The following is a 22,132-nucleotide window of genomic DNA, read 5'->3' on the forward strand; positions in this document are numbered from 1 at the left end:
TTTGAGTCTAAAGTATAAGAAAAGCTAACGCATCCGCTAAAGGAGGAGCGAATGGAAGAAGTTCTATCCTGATTAGTCCAATATTATTTCTATTTCATCATTGGCTTTTAATTCATCTAAAAAGGAAACTTTTTCTCCATTTTTTCTCAATATGACTTTGCCTTTTACATTGGCTAAGTCAAGGGATATGTGGCGGAAAATATCTTGAAATAGAAAGGACTCTTCCTTTAATTCTGTAACTTCTAACTTGTCTTGATCATTTATCCTAGCATTTTTTTCAATTGCCTTTCCATTTCGACTCACTTTAATGAACGATTTCGTTAGAACCAGAGGCTCATGATTATAAGTAACAGTAATCGTTTTCTCTGTTGGAATATTTAATTTCAAGAGAATATCCTCTAACAGTGGATGATCGTTAGAGATCAAATCGATTCGATCACCATTTTTAATCGATTGCTCTTTACTAGCAGGCTTTCCATTAATAACTAGCTTCTTACTATAATCTTTTAAGAGCATTTGTTCATTATTCACCCAAATAATGAAGGAATTATTAATGTCTTTGTCTATCCTATTATCCTTTAGGACATCTTGTACCTTAAACTGTTGTTTGAAACTCACTTGATCCCCATCCTGGAGCAGATAATCCGCACCAACTTTTTTCTGATTTACAAAGATTCGCGGGGATAGGTGTTGTTCTTTCTGATTGAAATAAATAGTGATAGGAGTTGGTTGGCCAATAAACTCGCCTATTGTCATTTCAGGGCTTGTCCCGTCCACTCCCTTTGTTATCGTAATATTGTCACCATCATGGATGATCGTATCAATGGTTGCTTTCTGTTGATTAACATAAATAGTTGGGCCTTGTCCAAAGCTTCCCGGTAGCGTCATCTGTTTGCCGTTAAAATCAATCATATATGCCATTCCTGGTCGACCGTAAAGTTTTTGAACCTGAATGCCTGCAGCAAGTAAGGAATCTGCGACAGTTAATTGCTTCATCTCAAAAAGCCGTATGGTACGATCATTTACTGTAAGAGTAACATAATGAACTGGGTTCTGTTTAGCTGCGATCGCTATGCCGATTGGCGTAATAAATTCAGGGCCAATCGGCATATCATCATTTTGTTTTAGTAGAGTAATCGCATCTACTCCTCTAATTGCTACTCGATTCGAAGGGAGCTTCAATTTATTGGCTAGTCGAATAGCAAGCTCCGGCGTCTGACTTCCACCACCGACAAGCATAACAGCCTTAGGTGGCGTTCCGTTTAATGTGAGCATTTCTTCCGCTAGTGCATTTGTCAGATTGTCTACAGCAGGACTTATAACCTCTGCTAAATCTTTGTAGCTTACCTCTTGTTCAAAGCCTAGAATATCTTGTACCTTTGCCGTTTTATGCTTCGTTATTTCCTTTTTGAAAACTTCTGCCTGGTTGAAATCGAGCAAATAATGATCACTAATCGCTTCCGTGATTTCATCACCAGCCTTTGGAACCATGCCATAAGCGGTAACTGCACCTTCAGACGTAAGAGCAATATCACTTGTCCCTGCGCCAATATCCACCAATGCTACATTTAATCGACGCATTGACGGAGGGATTAACACATGTATGGCAGCGATTGGCTCTAGAGTTAAAGCCTCTAATTGAAGATTAGCGCGATGCAATGCAGAAAGCAATGATTCCACCACAATTTTCGGTAAAAATGTAGCAATAATTTCTACCATTGCCTCATCGCCTTGTTGATCAATTAAGGAGCCAATCTCTTCTTGATCAATGTAATATTTCAAAACAGAATAACCGACACAATAGTAATCATTTTCTTTATCCGTAGACTTTTCCTCTGCTAATTGATATTGAGTCTTTTGAACCGCATCGAGTTCTAAAAATAATACATCCTCTTCATTTAATAAAGGCTGTTTCACAATATTTTTTGTGGTATGTGTTCTTTTTGTTTTTAAGGCTCTTCCGGCTGCGGCAACACAAGCCTTGTTTAGTGTTATACCATGCTTTTGTTCCAGGTGTGATTTTACTCGTTGTATGACATTAGATACAGATACGATATCATGGATTTGGCCATCTAGCATGGACCGTTCTTCATGTTCAATGACATAATAATCTAGTAATTGGTATTGATTATCCACTTTCTCCATCAATAATCCAACTACAGATCTTGTTCCAATATCAAGTGCAAACATTTGATCAGACATAGACGTTTTTCCTCTCTGTTATGTAAAAAATTTTAAATTATCTAAAAATATTATAACTAACTGGTGACAAGACGAAAAATTTTAGCTATAATTATCCCTAATTATATAAAAATTATAACATAGTAATTTATAATAGAAGTAGGGGGATTTATAATGAGTAATGAACAATTGGATCAGCTGCGAACAAAGCTTGATGAAATAAACTTAGAAATACTAGAGTTAATTAATAAACGTGCTGAACTAGTGAAAGAAACTGGTCAAGTAAAGGAAAAACAAGGGGCAAATCGTAGCTATGACCCAGTCCGTGAGCGAGATATGCTAAATCTAATTACTAAAAATAATAATGGACCATTTGAAAATTCAACAATTGTTCATTTGTTCAAAGAGATCTTTAAAGCTGGTTTAGAATTACAAGAGGATGACCATTCAAAGGCATTGCTTGTTTCCCGTAAAAAGAAAGCAGAAGATACTGTTATTGATATAAATGGCGACAAATTTGGTGATGGTAATCAACATTTCATCTTCGGACCATGTGCGGTAGAAAGCTACGAACAAGTTGCGGAAGTAGCTAGCGCCATTAAAGAAGAGGGTTTGAAGTTGATCCGAGGTGGAGCATTTAAACCTAGAACCTCCCCATATGATTTCCAAGGGTTAGGATTTGAGGGCTTAGAAATATTAAAACGCGTATCAGACGAATATGGTTTAGCGGTCGTAAGTGAAATTGTCAATCCTGCTCATATCGAAGAAGCCATTAATTATATTGACGTAATTCAAATTGGTGCTCGTAACATGCAAAACTTTGAATTATTGAAAGCGGCAGGAGAGACCAATAAGCCCGTATTATTAAAACGCGGAATGTCCGCTACGATTTCTGATTTTATTAATGCTGCGGAATATATTAATTCTAAAGGGAATGGACAAATTATTCTTTGTGAGCGTGGTATAAGAACATATGAAAAAGCAACAAGAAATACTTTAGATATAACAGCAGTACCTATTCTAAAACAAGAGACACATTTACCAGTAATGGTGGATGTTACACACTCTACAGGTAGAAGAGACTTATTGCTGCCAGCAGCAAAAGCAGCGCTTGCGATTGGTGCTGATGGTGTGATGGCAGAGGTGCATCCTGATCCTGCTGTTGCTCTATCTGATTCCGCACAGCAAATGGATATTCCAACATTCCATAACTTTATGAATGAGTTATTGCAAAGAAAATAAACGATTTGCATCTGCATGAAAAAGTTCATCTTCTATTTACGTGATACTTGAATTTAAGACAGAGCAAAACCTCTTGCATGAATAAGACTGCAAGAGGTTTTTCAATGCATGTAAAGTATAAAAGCTTTAAGCATTGTAGTTAAAGATACGAATGTTGGTAGGAAGCTAAGTATATAACAATAATGACATATATTTGCGTATTTTGATACTTATTGTCGTATAGTTTGGATAGGATCGTGTATACTGGAATTTAACAGTATATCCTTTAAAATTTTTGCATTCATAGGTTTTGATAACGAGCTTTAGGGAAATAATTTATTTATAGGATACTTGTTTTTTTGAGAAATTCATCATACTTTAAGCTAGAATAATATGAAAAAAAATCGAATTTTATGCGAAATATTGTAAATTAATCTATGAGTTTTGTTATAATAGTAATGATATACTATCCTTTTTGGACTGGTTTTAATTCGTGGAATAAATACTAGTAATGGATGATGAAAAAATATACTAATGAAACTAATAATTTTTGGAGGTTTAGAAAATGAATGTAACCATTTATGATGTAGCAAGAGAAGCAAATGTGTCTATGGCTACAGTATCAAGAGTAGTGAATGGTAATCCGAATGTGAAACCGGCTACTCGTAAAAAAGTATTGAATACGATTGAACGGCTAGGATATCGTCCAAATGCCGTAGCAAGAGGTTTAGCAAGTAAAAAGACAACAACGGTTGGAGTTATTATCCCTGACATCTCAAGTATCTTTTTCTCTGAGTTAGCACGAGGAATTGATGATATTGCTACAATGTACAAATATAATATTATTTTAAGTAACTCTGACCAAAATAAAGATAAAGAGCTTCGATTAATCAATACAATGTTTGAAAAACAAGTAGATGGTCTCATATATATGGGAGCAACCATTTCAGAAGAGCATGTGCAACAACTAAAAACATCACCTGTTCCAGTTGCTCTTGCGGCTACAATTGATGCGACAGAGACTATTCCATCGGTTAATATTGATTATGAACAAGCGGCATTTGAAGCGACATCCCACTTAATCAATAATGGGACAAAGCATCCTTTCTACGTAACTGGGGAGGAAGAATCGGTCGTTAATGAGCTTAAATATAAAGGTTATGAACGAGCGATTACCGAAGCAAAACAAGCGGTTAATGAAGATTATGTAATAAAAGGTGAATTTTCTTATGAATTTGGAGTACAAGCAGCAAACCAAATTATTCAATTAAAGGATTATCCAAAGGCTGTTTTTGCGGCAACTGATGAGATTGCTTTAGGAATTATACACGGGTTACAAGACAATGGGGTAAAAGTCCCAGAGGATGTAGAAGTATTTGGTTTTGATAATACGAGACTTGCGACAATGGTTCGACCAACATTAACAACAGTTGTTCAGCCAATGTATGATATCGGTGCTGTTGCTATGCGTTTACTTACTAAATTTATGAACAAAGAAAATGTAGATGAACAAAATGTCGTTTTACCACATCAAATTGTCAAAAGAAACTCAACAAAACAAAATTAATGCCGATACTATTGGTGTAATGTAATTTTCCTTTTTTAGTGAGATATTTTAATGCTTTTCATAGTTTAGGGAGAGAAAAAAATGAAAAAGAGAGACATTTTTACACCAATTGGTATTACGGTAGGATTTATGATGATCATGTTCGGAATTGTATCAAGTGGAGGAATGGGAGGCTTTGTTGGTTTTATTCACGGGTCTTCCGTTCTTATCGTTCTTGGAGGATTAGTTGCTGCACTTTTGGTTAATTTTAATATTAAACAAATCAAAACAACGAAAGATGTTCTTCAAGAAACCTTCAGACGAAATGACCATGATCTTGCAGAATTAATTACACTATTTGAAAGATTGTCAGAAAGAGCTAGAAGAGAAGGGCTTCTAGCATTAGAAAATGAATTAGAAGAAGTAGAAGATCCATTTATTAAAAAAGGGGTTCTACTAGCGATTGATGGAATTGAGCCAGAAGTGATCAATGACATTATGAATGCAGAAATTGATGCAATGGAAGATAGACATTATCGTGGAAGATTAATCATTGAAAAGGCGGGCGAATACGCGCCAGCATGGGGAATGATTGGTACATTAATTGGCTTAATTTTAATGCTACAAAATTTACAAGACCCAGAAACCCTTGGCCCGAGCATGGCAGTTTCCCTTATTACGACTTTCTATGGATCTGTATTAGCTAATCTTGTATTTTTGCCAATGGCAGGTAAATTAGAAGAAAAGACAAATGAAGAAGTTTTTATCAAACAGGTGATCATCGAAGGTGTTATCGGTGTCCAATCTGGACAGAATCCTAGAATTTTAAATGAGAAATTGAGTGCATTTCTATCTGATAAAGTAAAAAATAAAAAAGAAGATGTGGAAGAGTTAGTAGAGGAGTCTTTCAATGAGGCGTAATAGAGAAAGACGTAAATCTGTTGACAAAGGTGCCCCAAAATGGATGGTTACGTATTCTGATATGGTCACTTTAATTCTAGTCTTCTTTATCTTATTATTTACTATGTCCCAAATTGATGCTGAAAAATTCAAAAAGGTTGCCGAAGCATTAAGAGCTGAAAATATTTTTGATTCCATGCCATCCATTGTTGAAAAAGAAAATGCGATGAATGAGGTTAAAGGTCTAAATGATGAAATGGAAGAAAAGAATGATGTGACCGATCAACCGAAGGAAACACCAGAGGTACATAATGCAGAGATAACGGAAAATAAAGATACATTAGATGAATTGTTAGCTGAGGTCGAGAGATTCTTAAATGAAAACAATTTGAATGATGTTATTTCCGCTTCTAGAACAGATCAAGGTGTTGTTCTTGTTCTACAGGAGAATGTGTTGTTCGAAACAGGGGAAGCAGATGTTCTTGAGCCTGCCAAACCTTTTCTCGATAAAGTTTCTACCTTAATTTCCAATATTCCTAACGAAGTAAGAGTGGAGGGTCATACGGATGATCGACCTATCTCTAACTATCGTTACCCTTCTAACTGGGAATTATCGGTTGCAAGGGCAAGTAGTGTAATACGCTATATCTTAGCGAATAATAACTTTGACTCCTCTCGATTTATCGCAGCCGGTTTTGGTGACACTCGCCCTGTTGTTCCAAATAATTCTCCAGAGAATTGGAGTAAAAATAGAAGGGTAGAAATGGTGATCTTAGAATTAGATGCGAAAGAGTAAGGATGCTTAGAGCATCCTTTTTTAGTTTTTGGCGTTTTCCACAAATTTCAAGACTTGCTCTAACACTTGTCGATTAAATTCGCTAATTTCCTTTCTTCGTGGTATTGCTTTATAATTCTCCAATGAGTCATGCCAAGTAGTAGGTAAAGTGACTGGACTTTCTTTTTGCCATTCTTCAATCCAATCAGATGAGATGGCACCAGAAAATGAAGTGTTTGTCTGCATAATATTCCATAGCTGTGCCCAAGCTCGTGGAACAACTCGCCAAATATCATACCCTCCACCACCAAGCGCTACCCACTTCCCACCACAATATTGTTGAGCAAGCTGATGAATTTTTTTCGGTATTGTTTCATAGATTTTCATAGTAGTATGCATATGTGTTAAAGGATCTAGATAATGAGTATCTGTTCCGTGCTGACTCACGATAATATCAGGCTGAAAATAACTAGCAATTTTGTCGATCGATTCGTTAAACGTATGTAAATAGGAATCATCTTCTGTGAATGCATCTAATGGAAAATTGAAGCTATATCCAAAGCCTTTTTTTATCCCACGTTCACTAATCTTCCCTGTCCCTGGATATAAATATCTGCCTGTTTCGTGAAAGGAAACGGTACAGACGTTAGGATCATCATAGAAACAGTGCTGTACCCCGTCTCCGTGATGGGCGTCTATATCAATATATAAAACTTTAAGGTGGTAATGTTGACGAATATATTGAATGGTGATAGCAATATCATTTAATATACAAAATCCAGATGCATGTGTCGGAAAGCCATGGTGAAGTCCTCCCGCTAAATTCAAGGCATGATCTACTTGGTTTGTTAGAACAAGGTTAGCAGCTTCTATACTACCCCCAACTATTCGTCTAGCGGCATCATACATATTCTGAAACATAGGGGTATCTGTTGTCCCTATTCCATAAATCTCTTGATTAGCTACAGGCTCGAGTTTACTAGCATGTTTCACTGCATGGATATATTCTGGAGAATGAATGGATAAAATGTCTTCTTCCTCTGCCACAGGAGGAGGAATCACTTGATCTATAGTAAGGGCATGGTGATTTTCTAATAATTTTTTGGTCAAGAGAATTCTCTTTTGATTAAAGGGATGATTTTCATGGAAAGAATAGGCTAGAAAATCATCTGTATAAACAAATGCTGCCTTACAAGCGTTCATTCGTTATCCTCCCTCATTGGTGTCACAACTTCAAATTCCTTACTCTGTTTGATATCATGGATCACATTCATTGGGTTCATTGTTTGAATCCGAAACACCAGTATTTTAAAGCCCGATTGCTGTGGAGTAGGATAGGTGTACACAGAAACAATTTTAATATTGTGTTTGGAGAAGAAAGTGCTTACATCTGAAAGTATACCCACTCGATCCGGTACCCTTATTTCTAAACGTGTACTTGGTCCCTGTGTTCCGGTTAATTGTATAAAGGCATAGAGCAAGTCTTTTTCTGTGACCATTCCAATTAATTTCTTTTGATAGACAACTGGGACACACGCAAATTCCTTTTCGTAAAAAATATTTGCCACCTCTTCAAACAGTTCATCAGGGTGTGTGGTAACAACAGGTGATGACATAATTTGATCAATGGTGTGGTCTAATAATGCTTGATTAATCTCTGAGTCAAGTATAGAGGGACTAGCATCACGGATATCACGATCTGATACGATTCCTATCAGATGTTGATCGTCATCTACGATTGGAATATGACGAATGTGATGCTTGTGTAATAAAGACAATGCATCTGCAATGGTATTATGCTTCTTGAGACTGATTACCTTTTTCTTCATAATTTCTTTGACAAACATGGCTACCATCCTTTCTATGCATTTAAAAATCTTAATTGATCGAATAGCTTCCTATCTTTTTCTGATACGTTTTTTCCAATACGAACCATTAAACAGTTGGCAGGATGTGCCATGATTTCTGGATCATTAGTAGGGGCCGGGGTTAGCCCACCAGCAAACATCATTTTCTCCATAATCTTACGATAATCCCACACACTTAGCTTTGAATTGTTCAAATCCCAATGCCAATAATATTCTGTGGAAATAATGATGTAATTTTCCATAAATGGATCAGTAACAGATAGCTCAATTAGCTTGGATCCCAATCCTATTCCACGATAAGAAGGAGCTATTTCAATCGCTCCTAATTCTAATAAATTTTCCATATAAAAGGTAGACCATCTTTCAATAGGGTCAGGGTGTAAAAATGTCACATAACCGATAATTACTTTTTCCGATATGGCAACGTTCACTCGGCTTTCCTCAAGATTAGTAATTTCGATGAGTGCTTGATGCTGTTGATTAGCCTTACGAAAAGAATCAAGTCGTGAATGCAATGGGTATTGCTTCAATTCTTCTTCTGTCATTGGTCCTTTTAGCTGAATTTCTCCTAACGATGTTGATAAATGGCTGGAGAATGTTTTTTTGGAATGGATCAATGGAAGTATCACCTCTTTGTACTCTAGTACCTTTATTATACAAAAGAAACCCCTGATCATCAAAAGTCGATCAGGGGCAGGATGGATCATTCTTCTTGTTTCTTGTCTTCTTTTTTCGCAGATTCTTTTTTCTCTTCTTTCTTTACATCCTTTGAAGAGCTTGTCTCTTTTTCCCTTTTTCCTTCTTCTTTTTTCTTCTTTTCTTCCACTTTCGTATCACCATAGACGACACTTTTAGATGGTCGTGATTCTAGACCTGAATAATCAACTGCTCGTATGTGATATACCGCATTATTGTCAGGAACTTTAAAGCTAGTGGACGTTGTGCTACCAACCCGTTGAAATTTATCACTGGAGCTACTTGAGCGATAAATTCGGTAGCCAACAACGTCACTGCTACTTGAGTCATTCCACTTTAATGTTTGACCTGAAACCTGAAGTGTAGATGGTGGGTTTGGGTTTTCCCCATTTGTTTTTAACGTTCCACTATTAGGGAAGGTTAGTTTTAACCATCCACCAGATGCGTTTCTAGGTATCAATTGCTTGATATTTGATAATTTGTCATAACCCTTTTCTTTCAACCATTCAGGGTTAAAAATGGCACCTTCCTCTTTCGTAAACTCACTTGGTGTCTTATCACTTGCTAGTACAGCCTTGTCACCAACCATTACATAATTTTCGCGAATTAAACTGTTATCCTTTTCAGTAGGTACGTATTTCGCATTGTAAATATCCGTTCGGACAAGACCTAAATCTTTACATACATCTGATGGCAGATCTCCTGATGTTGCACAATAGCTTCTAGAAACAATACCATCAGGTCGTTCAAATGATTGGGATGGCGCCATTAATTCAGGACGAACCTCCGTAGCCGCATTGACAAGCTTGCCCCAAAAGATATTATTTCGACTACTATAACCTTGAGAATCTAACTGCTGGTTATAGTCATAGCCCATCCATGTACCGATCGTTACATTCGGATTCGTTGCTACAAACCATGTATCTTGGAAGTCGTTTGACGTACCCGTCTTTCCGGCCCAGTCCACACTTTTGTTAGTTAAAGTTGCTCTAGCTGCTGTACCTGTACCACGAGTTAATACGTCACGCATCATATCAATGGTCAAATAGCTTGTTTGAGGGCTAAAGACTTCTTCTGATTCACCTTTATGTTCATATACAACCTTCCCATCTTTTGTTTCGATTTTTTCAATCATGTAAGCATCCACGAAATTTCCCATGTTTCCAAATGTAGCATAAGCATTGACATTTTCCTCGACAGTAACCCCATTGTAGGGACTACCTAATGTTAAGGAGAGATTTTCATAATCACTATGTCCTTGAACCTCTGTTAATCCGTCAAAGCCCATCTTATCTAAAAATAGCTTGGCTGGATTTTGATCTAAGATTTTGTCATAAACCTGCAATGCTGAAATGTTATGAGATTTGTATAATGCTTCCCTTACAGAAACTAATCCATAATACCCTCCAGTGTAGTTAGTAGGAGGTCGATTATAGCCTCTAAAGTTCTTGGCAACATCGGCGACGACTGAGCCTGGCTGTACAACTCCTAATTCCATAGCTGGTGCATATGCTGCTAATGGCTTCATGGTACTACCATTAGGGTTTCTCGTTTCTGTTGCATGATTGTATTGAGATGTTTCAAAGTCACGACCGCCGACAAAGCTTAATATTCTACCAGTACTGTTTTCAACTAAAATACTTCCCACTTGTACTGGCTGTAGTCCTAACTGTTCCATTTCACCAGTTTCGGGATTTTCTACCATAATTGGTTCATTCGTATTTTCATTTACTGCTAATTTATCTCTTCCATAATTATCATAGCTTTTCGCCACTTGTTGAAAAACATCATAGAGCTTTTTATCGATGGTAGAATGGATACGGTAACCATTACTTCCGAGCTCTCGTTCTGCTCTAATTTGGTACTCTTCTTGAAGAACATCACTAGATGCTAAATCCTCAGCGGTGTATCCATCTTGCTCTGCTAACACATTAGTGAGAATATCAATAGATCGCTCTTTTAATTCTTTCACAAGCCAAGGGTATTCCTCCAGCATCGAATCCTCTGGTTTTTTAAAATCTGCCATGATATCGTAGTTAACTGCTTCGTCATATTGCTTTTTATTAATATAACCAGCATCTAGCATCCGTGACAATACAGTTTTCATTTTGGTTAGACCAGGTTCTAAGCCAGCTTGATCCTTCAATCCACCACTATTAACAAAAGGTGTGTAATAGGAAGGACTTTGAGGCAAACCAGCGATATAAGCAGATTGTGCTAGGTTAAGATCAGCCGCATTTACACCGAAAATGCCCTGAGCAGCTGTTTGTACTCCTGCAATGTTTTGACCAGATGCATTTCTACCAAATGGTACGATATTTAAATAGACCTCAAGAATCTCATCTTTTTTAAAGAATTTCTCCAATCTTAAGGCTAATAACATTTCCTTTGCTTTTCGCTCAAAAGAAACTTCATTGGTTAGCAGCTGGTTTTTAATAATTTGTTGTGTAAGTGTACTCCCACCTGTTTTCGTCTGGGCGTTCGTCACCTCTTGGAATACAGCACGTAAAATAGCTTTCGGGACAACACCGTTGTGTGTTTCGAAATACTCGTCCTCTGTAGCAATGATTGCTTTCTTAACAAATTCGCTTACTTTGTCTAAGGAGACTTCATCCCTTTGTAAATCTGTTTGAACATCTGCTAGAAATTGATTCTCGGCAAAATATAATTCAGATGTCTCTTCATAATTATAAATAGCTGTAGACATTTCCTCTTTTGTTTGGATTTCCTCATCAGACACTAGGGAAGCAAAATAGCCTGCACCTAGCCCACCGACAAAAAAGAAACCAATGATAGCGAGAGTTATAAAAAATAACATTATATTCCAAATGATGTGATAACTTATTCTTGCAGATCTTTGAATCTTGTTTTTCTTCCAAAGTTCCCAAAAAGAGTGCCAGCCTTTTTGTATGTATTGCCAGCATATATGAAAGAAGTTTTTATTATTCATTCAACAAACCTCCATTTCCCCAATCATTATTATAGCATAATCGTCAATGTAAAATGCTTTCTTTTTTTGATTTGAATGGTGTCTATGAGTGAGGATCATGACGTTTTCTTTGCGAATGATAAAAATATTAAATTTTTATTGCATTTCATTTAGATATATGCTAAAAATGTAATAATAACTTTATATGCTAAACGTTGATTGATTGCAGTAAGGACATGATTCCCTTATGAAGAGAGCTAACGGTCGGTGGAAGTTAGTAATAATCATGGAATGAATTACGATCAGGAGTTTCTTCATGAAGATGAAGACGGTGTATCCAGCATCGATATTTGTTAAGTGGCAATACTTTTTTATTGCAACAAGGGTGGTACCGCGATAATCTCGTCCCTTATTTAGAGGGAGGAGTTTTTTTATTGAATAAAAATAGGAGGAATGAAAATACATGCATATTTTGGATGATCTGAAACAAAGGGACTTAATTCAACAAACAACAGATGATGAGGGACTTCGCCAACATTTAGAAGATAATATCGTTACCCTCTACTGTGGGTTTGATCCTACAGCTGATAGTCTTCATATTGGACATTTGCTACCGATTCTAATGCTCAAAAGATTTCAACAAGCTGGACATCGCCCTATTGCATTAATCGGTGGGGGAACAGGCTTAATTGGCGATCCAAGTGGAAGATCGACAGAACGTTCGTTAAACAGTGAAGAGGTTGTTAAAGGATTCAGTGATAGGATTAAAGCACAGCTAGCAGGTATTCTTAATTTTGACAATGGAAAAAACAGTGCCGTTGCTCGGAATAACCATGAATGGCTTCATTCTATGACATTTATAGAAGTATTGCGCGATGTCGGTAAACATTTTGGGATTAATTATATGCTAGCAAAAGACTCTGTCGATTCAAGGATCGAAAATGGGATTTCATTCACAGAATTCAGTTATATGATTTTACAATCCATTGATTTTATGAACCTATATGAAAAAGAAAATTGCACATTGCAAATCGGTGGTAGTGACCAATGGGGTAATATTACTGCAGGTATGGAGCTAATAAGACGTACTAGATCTGAAAAAAATCAAGAAGAAGCTAAGGTTTTCGGATTAACGGTCCCACTGATCACCAAAAGTGATGGGACAAAATTTGGAAAAACAGCAGGTGGAGCGGTTTGGTTAGATTCTGATAAAACTTCTCCATATGAATTTTACCAATTCTGGATCAATACAGACGACCGTGATGTGATTCGTTTTATCAAATATTTCACCTTCCTTGATATGGACGAAATAAAAGCTCTTGAGCAAGAATTAGAAACAGCGCCTGAAAAACGGGTGCCACATAAACGGTTGGCAGAAGAGATGACAAAACTTGTTCATGGTGAAGAAGCATTGAGCCAAGCGATAAAAATTACCGATGCTTTGTTTAGTGGAGAACTAAAAAGTCTCAATGCTGCTGAAATAGAACAAGGCTTTAAGGATGTGCCTTCAGTCGCCATAGAAGATAAAGAGATCGGTTTAATCGATTTACTCGTAACAGCTGGAATCTCTTCCTCTAAACGCCAAGCTCGTGAGGACATTAAGAATGGGGCAGTTTATATAAATGGAGAAAGAAACCAAGATCTAGAGCACCAAATTTCTGCCTCAGATCGAATCGAAGAGAAATTCACCATTATAAGAAGAGGGAAGAAGAAATATTTCCTCATTCGTTATAAATAAAAGCAAGAGGCTGGGACGAAAGAGTAAGTAAAGAAAGGAAAATCCGAACGTTAATATTTCTGCTCGGATACCGCTCCGTCAAAATACTCCGCTTTCCGTGGGCACGGCTTCAGCTAACTTTGCAAAGAAAACCGCTTTGCAAAGTGGATCTTCAGCTCGTGCTGTTCCCACAGGAGTCTCCGTATTTTGACTACGCTAAAGCAGAATAATGTTCGGATTATAGCGCTTGCTGTTTAGTTATGTCCCAGCCCCTAGTCTTTACTCACAAACCAAAAGGAAAAAATCATCGAAATCACTATGACGATAAACGGAGCGTAAAAATGTATAAAATCATCCATGTAAGACCACCCCTTCCACTACTTAATTTTTCCTTGAACATAATTTTTGTTAAATAAGAATAATCGAAGTAATAGATATAAAGAAGGTAACAATAAGCAAAATCCAGCAATGAATGCGATAATTAATGCTATAGCCATTCCTTCATTTGTAAAGCCCTCTGCAATAGTTAGGTAAGGATAAAGCAAATATGGATAATGGGAGATACCATAAGCAAAGAACGCGATCAAGAATTGACCAATTAATAACAAAAAAGCAACCCCGTAATTTCTTTTTTTCCAGATCAGATATACAGTTGCAGCAAATAAAATTCCAGATAGCAGAAACATCCACCACACATTGAGCATGTTTTGAAAATGCAGTTCATTATGGACACGGAGTTCTACTATAATTCCACCTGCTGTAATAATCGCAGGAAATGCCCAAATAAGCGCATATTTTCTTAATAATGCAGTTGCCTGCTCATCCTTTGCTTCATTGGCATACCAAGTGAGAAAGACAGCCGATATATACAGAACAGAGGTTAAGCTTAATGTGACAATACTCCAAGTTAGTGGACTGAAAAATAGTGCCACATAATTTAGAGATAACCCTGCTGAAGTGTTGTCAATAAATCCTCCTTCAGAAATAGTGAGAACGATTGATAAGGAGGCAGGAATTAATAAACCTGAAAATCCATATAAATAGGTCCAAAAGTGACTCTTTAACTTTCCGTAGGTCGTAAAAGCATAGTACGAGCCCCTAATAGCAAGTAATACAATTCCTAAGCTTGCAGGTACGAGTAAAACAGTTCCATAATAATAAGCCGTGGATGGGAAAAAACCGACGATACCGACAAAGAAAAAAACTAGAAAAACATTGGTAACCTCCCATACAGGGGATAGATATCTTTGGATAATATTACTGATGATATGATTTTTTTTCGTTAATAAACTATAGGCATTAAAAAAACCTGCACCAAAGTCGATCGAAGCAATAATAATATACCCGAATAAGAAAAGCCACAAAACAGATATTCCAATTAATTCATACGACATGGTTACTCCCCACCTTCTCGATCTCTTAATTCACGTTCGATTGGGTTTGCTTTAAACATACGGATAAGTACAATGACACTCGCAATCCCTAATAGAAGGTATAAGCCGATAAAGAGATATAGCATGATGTCGACATCATTACTCGTTGTAGCCGCATCCTCTGTTCTAAGTATTCCTCTTAGTACCCAAGGCTGTCTTCCTACTTCTGCAAGCCACCAGCCAGCCTCGATCGCGAGCATACATAATGGTCCTGTCGTGACTAGTGTCCATAGAAAGAATTTTTTGTAAACAAATTTCTTCCTTAGCCAATTTCCTACGATATAGATTAGGGCAACTAGTGCAACGAACATGCCGATCATGACCATAATGTTAAATAGATAATGTATATAGAGCGGTGGAACATCTTCCTTTGGGAATTGATCCAATCCAAGCACTTTGGAGGTTGGATTCCCATGTGCCAAAATGCTAAGGGCATAAGGGATTTCAATAGAATACTTAATCTCATCACCATTAGTTAAAATGCCAAATAGAGTAAGAGAAGCCTCTTCTTCTGTTTCGAAGTGCCACTCCATAGCGGCTAGCTTTTCTGGTTGGTAGGCTGCTAAATATTTTCCTGAGAAATCCCCGATAATTGCTGAAGCAATGGCAAACACGAGACCGACCTTTATCGTTAGTAAGAGGGCCTTCTTATGGTAGATATGATTAGAGCCTTTGATAATGCGATAAGCACCAATAGAAGCTAGTATAAAGGCAGCTGTCATATAAGCAGTTGCAAGCACATGAGCAACCTTTGTCGGCATTGCGGGATTAAACATGGCAACTAATGGTTGAACATTAATGAATTCACCATTCATCATTTCAAATCCCTGAGGTGCATTCATAAAAGAATTTACCATTGTGATAAACACAGCAGAACAAGATGCCCCGATCGCAACAGGAATTAATAAAAGCATATGCTTCTTCTGATCCTTAAAACGATCCCATGTATACAAATAAATACCAAGGAAAATAGCCTCAAAGAAGAAGGCGAAGGTTTCCATAAATAAGGGTAATGCAATTGCCTTACCTGCAAGCTGCATAAAGGTTGGCCAAAGCAAATTCAACTGTAACCCAATAGCTGTTCCTGTGACAACTCCTACAGCAACTGTAATAATATATCCTCTTGTCCACCTTCTTGCCATGAGAATATAATGCTCATCCTGCTTTTTAATCCCCATCCATTGAGCCATAAAGATGAATAGAGGAATGCCAACTCCTATCGTTGCATAGATAATATGAAAGGTGAGGGTTAGTTCCGTTAATACGCGACTATAAAATACACTGTCCATGAATAAAACTCCCTTTATGCCATTAAAATTCTTCTCAGAAGTGCAATACCTAGTAGAATAGCGATGACCACTAGTAAAATGACTAATTTCCGCTCATGCTTTTGGTACATGTAAAAACCTCTTTTCATTTCCCATCCTTCTTATTCATTTTCAGCTTAAAAGATAATATTATACGTCTTAATTGAATAGGATACCTTTAAGTGAGGATATCAAATCAGGTATTCCTTTTCAAGATTTGGTAATAATACCATTCTTTCTTATTGAAATCGTAAAGGTCTATTGGTAATGTTATATGGGTGAAAAAAATTCTCTTTTGACGTTTTATGATATTTTTAATGGAAATAGGGTATATATTGGAGAGAAAAGAAGGGAAGGTGTTGTAAAATGAGTATGATAGAAGAAATACTCAACAAGATAGTAGAATGGGGAAACCTCATATTATGGGATTATGTCCTTATTTATTTATTAATAGGTGCAGGATTATTTTTTACACTTAGAACAAAATTTATCCAATTTCGTTTGTTTGGAGAAATGTTTAAGGTTATTCGTGAGGAGGCAGTAGAGCAAAGTGGTAAGCGAGGAACAAATGCCTTTCAAGCATTTAGTATCTCGATCGCCTCAAGGGTTGGTACTGGTAACTTAGCAGGTGTAGCATTAGCAGTTGCTATTGGTGGACCTGGAGCTGTATTTTGGATGTGGGTTGTCGCACTAATTGGTATGGCAACAGCATTTGTGGAAAGTACACTTGCTCAAGTATATAAGGTGCCTGATCGAGACGGATTTCGTGGCGGACCAGCTTATTATATGGAAAAAGCATTAGGACAAAAATGGATGGGTATTTTATTTTCCATTTTAATTACAATTACATTCGGCTTTGTCTTTAATGCCGTGCAAGCGAATACAATATCTGGTGCTGTGGATGAGGCATTCAATGTTGATCCAATCTGGACGGGGATCATTCTAGTCGTTTTAGCTGCCATTATTATATTTGGAGGAATTAAGCGAATTGCGTCTATAGCTGGAGTCATTGTACCATTCATGGCAATCATCTACATAGTAGTTGGTTTATATGTAATGATCACAAATATTACGGCTCTACCTGATGTTTTCATGATGATAATCAAGAATGCATTCGGACTGGAGGAAGCTATCGGTGGAACAATGGGTGTAGCTATGATGTACGGGATAAAAAGAGGGTTATTTTCTAACGAGGCTGGTATGGGTAGTGCGCCGAATGCAGCTGCATCTGCTGGTGTCAATCACCCAGTAAAGCAAGGGCTTGTACAATCATTAGCTGTTTTCTTTGATACGATCGTGATTTGTAGTATTACTGCATTTATCATTGTGTTATATGATGGCTTTTATCAAGCATCAGAGGATGGTATTCAGCTGACACAGGTCGCTCTAAGCTCACATGTAGGTGAATGGGCATCCATTTTTGTAGCGATAACGATTTTCTTATTTGCGTTTAGCTCCGTAATCGGAAATTATTACTATGGGGAAACAAACATTGCCTATCTAAGAGAAAGCAAGACATTACTAACAATCTATCGTCTTATTGTTTTAGCAATGGTGATGTTCGGCTCCTTAGCTTCGATCCAAATTGTATGGAGTATGGCAGATTTATTCATGGCAATGATGGCTGTCGTTAACCTTGTGGCAATCCTATTCCTAACAAAAATAACGATCAATGTACTTAATGATTATGTTAGTCAGAAAAAGGAAGGCAAAGATCCTGTATTCCATTATAAAAATATTAAAGGTTTGAAAAACGTCTCATGGTGGGGAGCACAGGATAACCAAAAAGGAACGAAATAATGGTATAGTAGAAAGAAGGCTTTTATAATGGAAGCCTTCTTTTTTAATAGAACAAAGAGAGAGAAGGAATATGAAATGAATGAAGCGGCACAGAGTTATTGGGATCACTATACCTTATCAAAATCAGTAGAAAATCAACATACCGTAACAGCCTGGCAATTTGGAGGAAACCCTGATTATTTAGCACAGCTCGTTATGGAAGGTATAAAAACAGCAACCTGCTCAGCAAAAATTTTATATGATAAAGAAGGGGAACAGCTACCAGCAGTAGGTGATTATAGCATTATTTTAAACAGCACAGACGAGCCTGTGGCAATTATTAGAACAACAGAAGTAGAAATCATGCCGATGCATCAAGTGTCAGAGGAATTTGCCATAGCAGAAGGAGAGGGAGATAGAACCTACGATTATTGGAAAAGGGTTCATATAGAGTTCTTTACAGAAGAATTAAGTCGATATGATCTTGAATTTTCTGAGGATATCATTCTGGTTTGTGAACGGTTTGAATTGGTCGATGTAAAAGGGGAATAATGGATTCGTTTCATCATAAAAAAGAGTGGTAATCGTTACGGTGATATACCACTCATACTAATTTACTTGGAGGCACTTTTCAAGATGAACTAACTGTTATTACTTTAAGGTGTTTCGTCACAATCACCAATAAATGTTATTGGAGTTATAGCAGCAGAAAAGGCAGTTGTAAATGTATTACCACTCATGTCGGTAGCATTTACAGTCCAGTTACCAATATTACCAGGGCCAATGGTTAACGTAATAGTCACTTCATATACTCCATTTGGTAAGACATTGCCTGTAGCATTTGCTGTTCCACGAACTCGTGCAAAAGTATTGCCTTCACATTCAATCTCAATTCTTCTACCTTGTATAAAGTTAATGGTATTACCATTGTCACCAAAGTTAACGTTGAAATTGTCTACTGCTGGATTACACATTGGAGCGGCAACAAAACATTCGATCGCTGTCACATTGATGGTACCATTAAACATAGAAGGCTCACCATCTACGGTGACATTGACAGTCGCTGGAGCTGCGTTACCTTGTACTCCGATTCGGAATTTACAAGGGCATTCCTCAGGCCCAGGACACTCTACTTGTATTCCAATGCTTCCTTCAACTATTTCCCCATCGACAGTAGTGGATGCAGTTACAAGAGTGGAGGTCAATGGAGTTCCCTCAGGTATCGTAAGAGTTGTGGTGAAGGTACCATCAGCTTCTGTGATGGCAGGGTTAGGAATAAATGTACCAATAGCTGGGAAATTACTAAATTCCACAGACGCACCGGCAACAGGTGTACCATTACAAACGAGTGTTCCAGAGATTTCTCCCTCACAAGTAATTAAAGGATCTGCTGTTAGTGTTAATACACAATCAGCTTCACAAGAAACAGTTACAATAATGGTATCAACCAGATCCTGCCCATCAACAGTTGCTGTAGCCGTAATTTCTACCTCTGTTGGTGGTGTACCTGTTGGCACAGTTACGCCAGAGAAGAAGTTACCATCATCTCCAGTTAAGGCTGGATTAGGATTGAATACTACAATATTTGGGTCTGCAGTGAGAGTCACTTCTACACCTGGAATAAACTCATTTCCACACCGAACGTTTCCAGAGACATTACCATTACAATTGATCGTATCTTCTCCGAATAATTCGAGAATACAAGCCTCTTCTGGACAACTTACAGTAGTTGGTAATGTCACAGATAATGCTTGATTGTTAACCACTGTCTCTGCTGTAATCATAATATCAGTTGGGTCTGTGCCTTCTGGAACTGTAACAATGGTTTCAAAGTTACCAAAAGCATCCGTAATAGCAGGTTCAGGATTAAATGAGACAATATTATCGGAGTCAGTAAAAAAGACTTCTGCATTGGCTACAGGTTCCCCGTCACACACAACCATGCCAGAAATAGTTCGTTCACAAACTATTACTGCTGGAACAAATAGATCGATCGTACAAATATCACAGATAAAATCTACCTCATTAGCAGATCTACGAATCTCAATATCAGTCTGTTGTACAACCCAATCAAATACTTTTTCTGTTTTTACACAAAATGTTTCTTCTTGTTGGGATCCCATTCGTTCACTGTAGGGCTGAACAATTTCGTGTGGTACTTTGGTATGAGTATAATTACATTTTTCAGGTGGTAGTGTTTGTGCACAAAAGCTACGTGTTATTTCTTCTCTCGGCTTACAAAGGCTACCACTTAACTCAATCGTAGCATCATGGACTACCTTTACATCTTGGCAAATTTTCAAGAAGATTTCAACAGCTTGAAACTCAGTACCTTGACAATGAATAAATGCCTTACATTGGAAATCAGTAATATTACAAACAATATCTGTTCCATTTGGAGCACAAAGAAGTGTTTGTTCAAATTGACAGAAAGGAATTGGTTCCGAACGACAAGTATCAAAAGTGTTTGATACTTCAACTACGATAAATCCAGATTTACGAATGTTTACTCTTTGTAGTGTGATATCATCTTGGATGAATACATTTTCTCTTCCTTCAGGAGATATAATCTCACCACATAAGTTTGAATTACCATCAAAGGGGCTAATAGGATTCCCCTCACTGTCTGCTAAGAAACAAGTTACAGTTCCACCACTGTTTAATAAGTTACATAATTCAGGATTCAACTTTTAATCACCTACTTTTATAAAATCGCCATGTTATATGTTTATTAAAAAAATGGGTTTTTGTTCATCATGATTAAGCCCTTTTTAGAAATTCGGTTACGAATAAATTATAAAAAAAGCTCCCAAACCTTCTGGAAAGGCTTGAGAGCTTTTATAATTAAACAATGCGATTTTATTAACGAGAGTAGAACTCAACAATAAGCGCTTCGTTAATCTCAGCAGGTAGCTCAGAACGCTCTGGTAGGCGAGTAAACGTACCTTCTAATTTGTCTGCATCGAAAGAAACGTATTCTGGTGTGAAAGTGTTAGCCTCAATAGCTTCTGCGAGGATATCTAGCTTTTGAGATTTTTCACGAACACCGATTACTTGACCAGGCTTTACTTGATAAGAAGGGATGTCTACACGACTTCCGTCTACAAGAATATGACCATGGTTTACTAATTGACGAGCTTGTCGACGAGTACGAGCAAGTCCTAAACGGTAAACAAGGTTATCTAAACGAGATTCCAAAAGAATCATGAAGTTTTCACCATGGATACCTTTCATTTTACCAGCACGCTCGAATAAGTTACGGAATTGACGTTCGTTCACTCCGTACATGAAACGTAGCTTTTGTTTTTCTTGTAACTGTAAACCATATTCAGATAGTTTACGACGTTGATTAGGTCCATGTTGACCTGGTGCATAAGGGCGTTTGTCTAACTCCTTACCAGTCCCTGTTAATGAGATACCAAGACGACGAGACTTTTTCCATACAGAACCTGTATAGCGAGCCATTGTACATCTTCTCCTTTATATAGTAGATTTGCATAAAATAAGACAGTGTGTTCCTACATTCGTCAGCCATTTTGTTTTCATGTACCTTCGCCCTAGTAGCAGAGAGTTACGTGATACACCTCATTTCCACAGGAAGTGGTGGCTTCAACGTTCACCACAGGACGTGGTGGTACTTAGTTGAAGATCCGCTGTAAGGAACAAAATGGTCAGCCGGCGGTTCACATAGGCTACCTTTTTTACACAAAGTCCATTATATGATTTTAGACAGATAAAGTCAATACTAGAATGCTTGAATTTCTGTAAGATCATTGCTTT

At 37.3% G+C, this 22,132-nt stretch carries 17 protein-coding genes and 1 other annotated feature; of the genes, 7 read left to right on the top strand and 10 right to left on the bottom strand.

The features are described from left to right. Positions 1-72: 72 nt before the first annotated feature. Positions 73-2,202 carry a cell division protein FtsA gene (locus ACZ5N5_RS12945; protein ID WP_464372612.1) on the bottom strand — a complete coding sequence of 710 codons (2,130 nt, stop codon included), beginning with the start codon at positions 2,200-2,202 and terminating at the stop codon, positions 73-75. 153 nt (positions 2,203-2,355) lie between these two features. On the opposite strand from ACZ5N5_RS12945, the gene ACZ5N5_RS12950 reads away from it, so the two are divergent. The 4 genes from ACZ5N5_RS12950 to motS all read left to right on the top strand — a co-directional run bounded on the left by ACZ5N5_RS12950 (position 2,356) and on the right by motS (position 6,644). Beyond that, entirely contained in the window at positions 2,356-3,423 is a 1,068-nt protein-coding gene (locus tag ACZ5N5_RS12950; protein ID WP_054789096.1) for a bifunctional 3-deoxy-7-phosphoheptulonate synthase/chorismate mutase, read from the top strand. Between the two features lie 544 nt (positions 3,424-3,967). Then, a complete protein-coding gene (gene ccpA / locus ACZ5N5_RS12955) occupies positions 3,968-4,969 on the top strand; it encodes a catabolite control protein A (RefSeq protein WP_464368178.1) in 1,002 nt (333 codons plus the stop codon). A gap of 81 nt (positions 4,970-5,050) precedes the next feature. Beyond that, complete coding sequence (gene motP / locus ACZ5N5_RS12960; RefSeq protein ID WP_109983012.1) at positions 5,051-5,869, top strand: flagellar motor protein MotP; 819 nt, start codon at positions 5,051-5,053, stop codon at positions 5,867-5,869. Next, the gene (gene motS / locus ACZ5N5_RS12965) at positions 5,859-6,644 is read left to right on the top strand and encodes a flagellar motor protein MotS (protein WP_054789095.1); all 786 of its coding nucleotides are present in this window, start codon (positions 5,859-5,861) and stop codon (positions 6,642-6,644) included. The genes motP and motS overlap by 11 nt, the downstream gene beginning before the upstream one ends. A 21-nt stretch (positions 6,645-6,665) precedes the next feature. On the opposite strand, the gene ACZ5N5_RS12970 is transcribed toward motS, so the two are convergent. From ACZ5N5_RS12970 to ACZ5N5_RS12985, 4 genes are all read right to left on the bottom strand, one after another. Next, entirely contained in the window at positions 6,666-7,826 is a 1,161-nt protein-coding gene (locus ACZ5N5_RS12970) for an acetoin utilization protein AcuC (protein WP_464372613.1), read from the bottom strand. Beyond that, positions 7,823-8,470, bottom strand: a complete 648-nt coding sequence (locus tag ACZ5N5_RS12975) for a CBS and ACT domain-containing protein (protein WP_464372614.1) — start codon at positions 8,468-8,470, stop codon at positions 7,823-7,825. Before ACZ5N5_RS12975 ends, ACZ5N5_RS12970 begins: the two co-directional genes overlap by 4 nt. 14 nt (positions 8,471-8,484) lie before the next feature. After that, a complete protein-coding gene (locus ACZ5N5_RS12980) occupies positions 8,485-9,108 on the bottom strand; it encodes a GNAT family N-acetyltransferase (RefSeq protein WP_464372615.1) in 624 nt (207 codons plus the stop codon). 86 nt (positions 9,109-9,194) lie between these two features. Beyond that, on the bottom strand, positions 9,195-12,137 hold the full coding sequence (locus ACZ5N5_RS12985; RefSeq protein ID WP_464372616.1) for a transglycosylase domain-containing protein: 2,943 nt from the start codon (positions 12,135-12,137) through the stop codon (positions 9,195-9,197). 185 nt (positions 12,138-12,322) lie between these two features. Beyond that, positions 12,323-12,529, top strand: a binding site (T-box leader). A gap of 50 nt (positions 12,530-12,579) precedes the next feature. Between ACZ5N5_RS12985 and tyrS the strand changes: the two genes are divergently transcribed. Continuing rightward, positions 12,580-13,854 carry a tyrosine--tRNA ligase gene (gene tyrS, locus ACZ5N5_RS12990; protein ID WP_464372617.1) on the top strand — a complete coding sequence of 425 codons (1,275 nt, stop codon included), beginning with the start codon at positions 12,580-12,582 and terminating at the stop codon, positions 13,852-13,854. 251 nt (positions 13,855-14,105) lie between these two features. Here tyrS and cydS read toward each other — a convergent pair whose 3' ends face one another. From cydS to ACZ5N5_RS13005, 3 genes are read right to left on the bottom strand one after another with little or no spacing between them, the layout of a single operon-like run. Next, complete coding sequence (cydS, locus tag ACZ5N5_RS12995; RefSeq protein WP_425454557.1) at positions 14,106-14,192, bottom strand: cytochrome bd oxidase small subunit CydS family protein; 87 nt, start codon at positions 14,190-14,192, stop codon at positions 14,106-14,108. An 18-nt stretch (positions 14,193-14,210) separates the two neighbouring features. Then, positions 14,211-15,227: a cytochrome d ubiquinol oxidase subunit II gene (locus tag ACZ5N5_RS13000; RefSeq protein ID WP_464372618.1), complete on the bottom strand. Its 1,017-nt coding sequence runs from the start codon at positions 15,225-15,227 to the stop codon at positions 14,211-14,213. Between the two features lie 2 nt (positions 15,228-15,229). Continuing rightward, the gene (locus ACZ5N5_RS13005) at positions 15,230-16,555 is read right to left on the bottom strand and encodes a cytochrome ubiquinol oxidase subunit I (protein ID WP_464372619.1); all 1,326 of its coding nucleotides are present in this window, start codon (positions 16,553-16,555) and stop codon (positions 15,230-15,232) included. 384 nt (positions 16,556-16,939) lie between these two features. Between ACZ5N5_RS13005 and ACZ5N5_RS13010 the strand changes: the two genes are divergently transcribed. Next, entirely contained in the window at positions 16,940-18,373 is a 1,434-nt protein-coding gene (locus ACZ5N5_RS13010) for an alanine/glycine:cation symporter family protein (protein WP_464372620.1), read from the top strand. Positions 18,374-18,448: 75 nt separating this feature from the next. Continuing rightward, the gene (locus ACZ5N5_RS13015; protein ID WP_054788272.1) at positions 18,449-18,904 is read left to right on the top strand and encodes an ASCH domain-containing protein; all 456 of its coding nucleotides are present in this window, start codon (positions 18,449-18,451) and stop codon (positions 18,902-18,904) included. A gap of 104 nt (positions 18,905-19,008) precedes the next feature. Here the strand turns inward: ACZ5N5_RS13015 and ACZ5N5_RS13020 are convergent, their stop codons facing one another. Further along, complete coding sequence (locus tag ACZ5N5_RS13020) at positions 19,009-21,039, bottom strand: BMQ_0737 family morphogenetic spore coat protein (RefSeq protein ID WP_464372621.1); 2,031 nt, start codon at positions 21,037-21,039, stop codon at positions 19,009-19,011. Between the two features lie 175 nt (positions 21,040-21,214). Further along, positions 21,215-21,817: a 30S ribosomal protein S4 gene (gene rpsD / locus ACZ5N5_RS13025; protein WP_054788238.1), complete on the bottom strand. Its 603-nt coding sequence runs from the start codon at positions 21,815-21,817 to the stop codon at positions 21,215-21,217. Between the last annotated feature and the right edge of the window lie 315 nt (positions 21,818-22,132).

This window comes from Gracilibacillus sp. JCM 18966, from assembly GCF_055392695.1.

Bases quoted from the DNA above. Each gene is read 5' to 3' on its own strand.
- ACZ5N5_RS12970 (WP_464372613.1), bottom strand. From the start codon at position 7,826: ATGAACGCTTGTAAGGCAGCATTTGTTTATACAGATGATTTTCTAGCC.
- tyrS (WP_464372617.1), top strand. From the start codon at position 12,580: ATGCATATTTTGGATGATCTGAAACAAAGGGACTTAATTCAACAAACA.
- motP (WP_109983012.1), top strand. From the start codon at position 5,051: ATGAAAAAGAGAGACATTTTTACACCAATTGGTATTACGGTAGGATTT.
- ACZ5N5_RS13005 (WP_464372619.1), bottom strand. From the start codon at position 16,555: ATGGACAGTGTATTTTATAGTCGCGTATTAACGGAACTAACCCTCACC.
- ACZ5N5_RS12945 (WP_464372612.1), bottom strand. From the start codon at position 2,202: ATGTCTGATCAAATGTTTGCACTTGATATTGGAACAAGATCTGTAGTT.
- ACZ5N5_RS13000 (WP_464372618.1), bottom strand. From the start codon at position 15,227: ATGTCGTATGAATTAATTGGAATATCTGTTTTGTGGCTTTTCTTATTC.
- ACZ5N5_RS12975 (WP_464372614.1), bottom strand. From the start codon at position 8,470: ATGTTTGTCAAAGAAATTATGAAGAAAAAGGTAATCAGTCTCAAGAAG.
- ACZ5N5_RS12985 (WP_464372616.1), bottom strand. From the start codon at position 12,137: ATGAATAATAAAAACTTCTTTCATATATGCTGGCAATACATACAAAAA.
- motS (WP_054789095.1), top strand. From the start codon at position 5,859: ATGAGGCGTAATAGAGAAAGACGTAAATCTGTTGACAAAGGTGCCCCA.
- rpsD (WP_054788238.1), bottom strand. From the start codon at position 21,817: ATGGCTCGCTATACAGGTTCTGTATGGAAAAAGTCTCGTCGTCTTGGT.
- ACZ5N5_RS13010 (WP_464372620.1), top strand. From the start codon at position 16,940: ATGAGTATGATAGAAGAAATACTCAACAAGATAGTAGAATGGGGAAAC.
- ACZ5N5_RS12950 (WP_054789096.1), top strand. From the start codon at position 2,356: ATGAGTAATGAACAATTGGATCAGCTGCGAACAAAGCTTGATGAAATA.
- ACZ5N5_RS13015 (WP_054788272.1), top strand. From the start codon at position 18,449: ATGAATGAAGCGGCACAGAGTTATTGGGATCACTATACCTTATCAAAA.
- ccpA (WP_464368178.1), top strand. From the start codon at position 3,968: ATGAATGTAACCATTTATGATGTAGCAAGAGAAGCAAATGTGTCTATG.
- cydS (WP_425454557.1), bottom strand. From the start codon at position 14,192: ATGGATGATTTTATACATTTTTACGCTCCGTTTATCGTCATAGTGATT.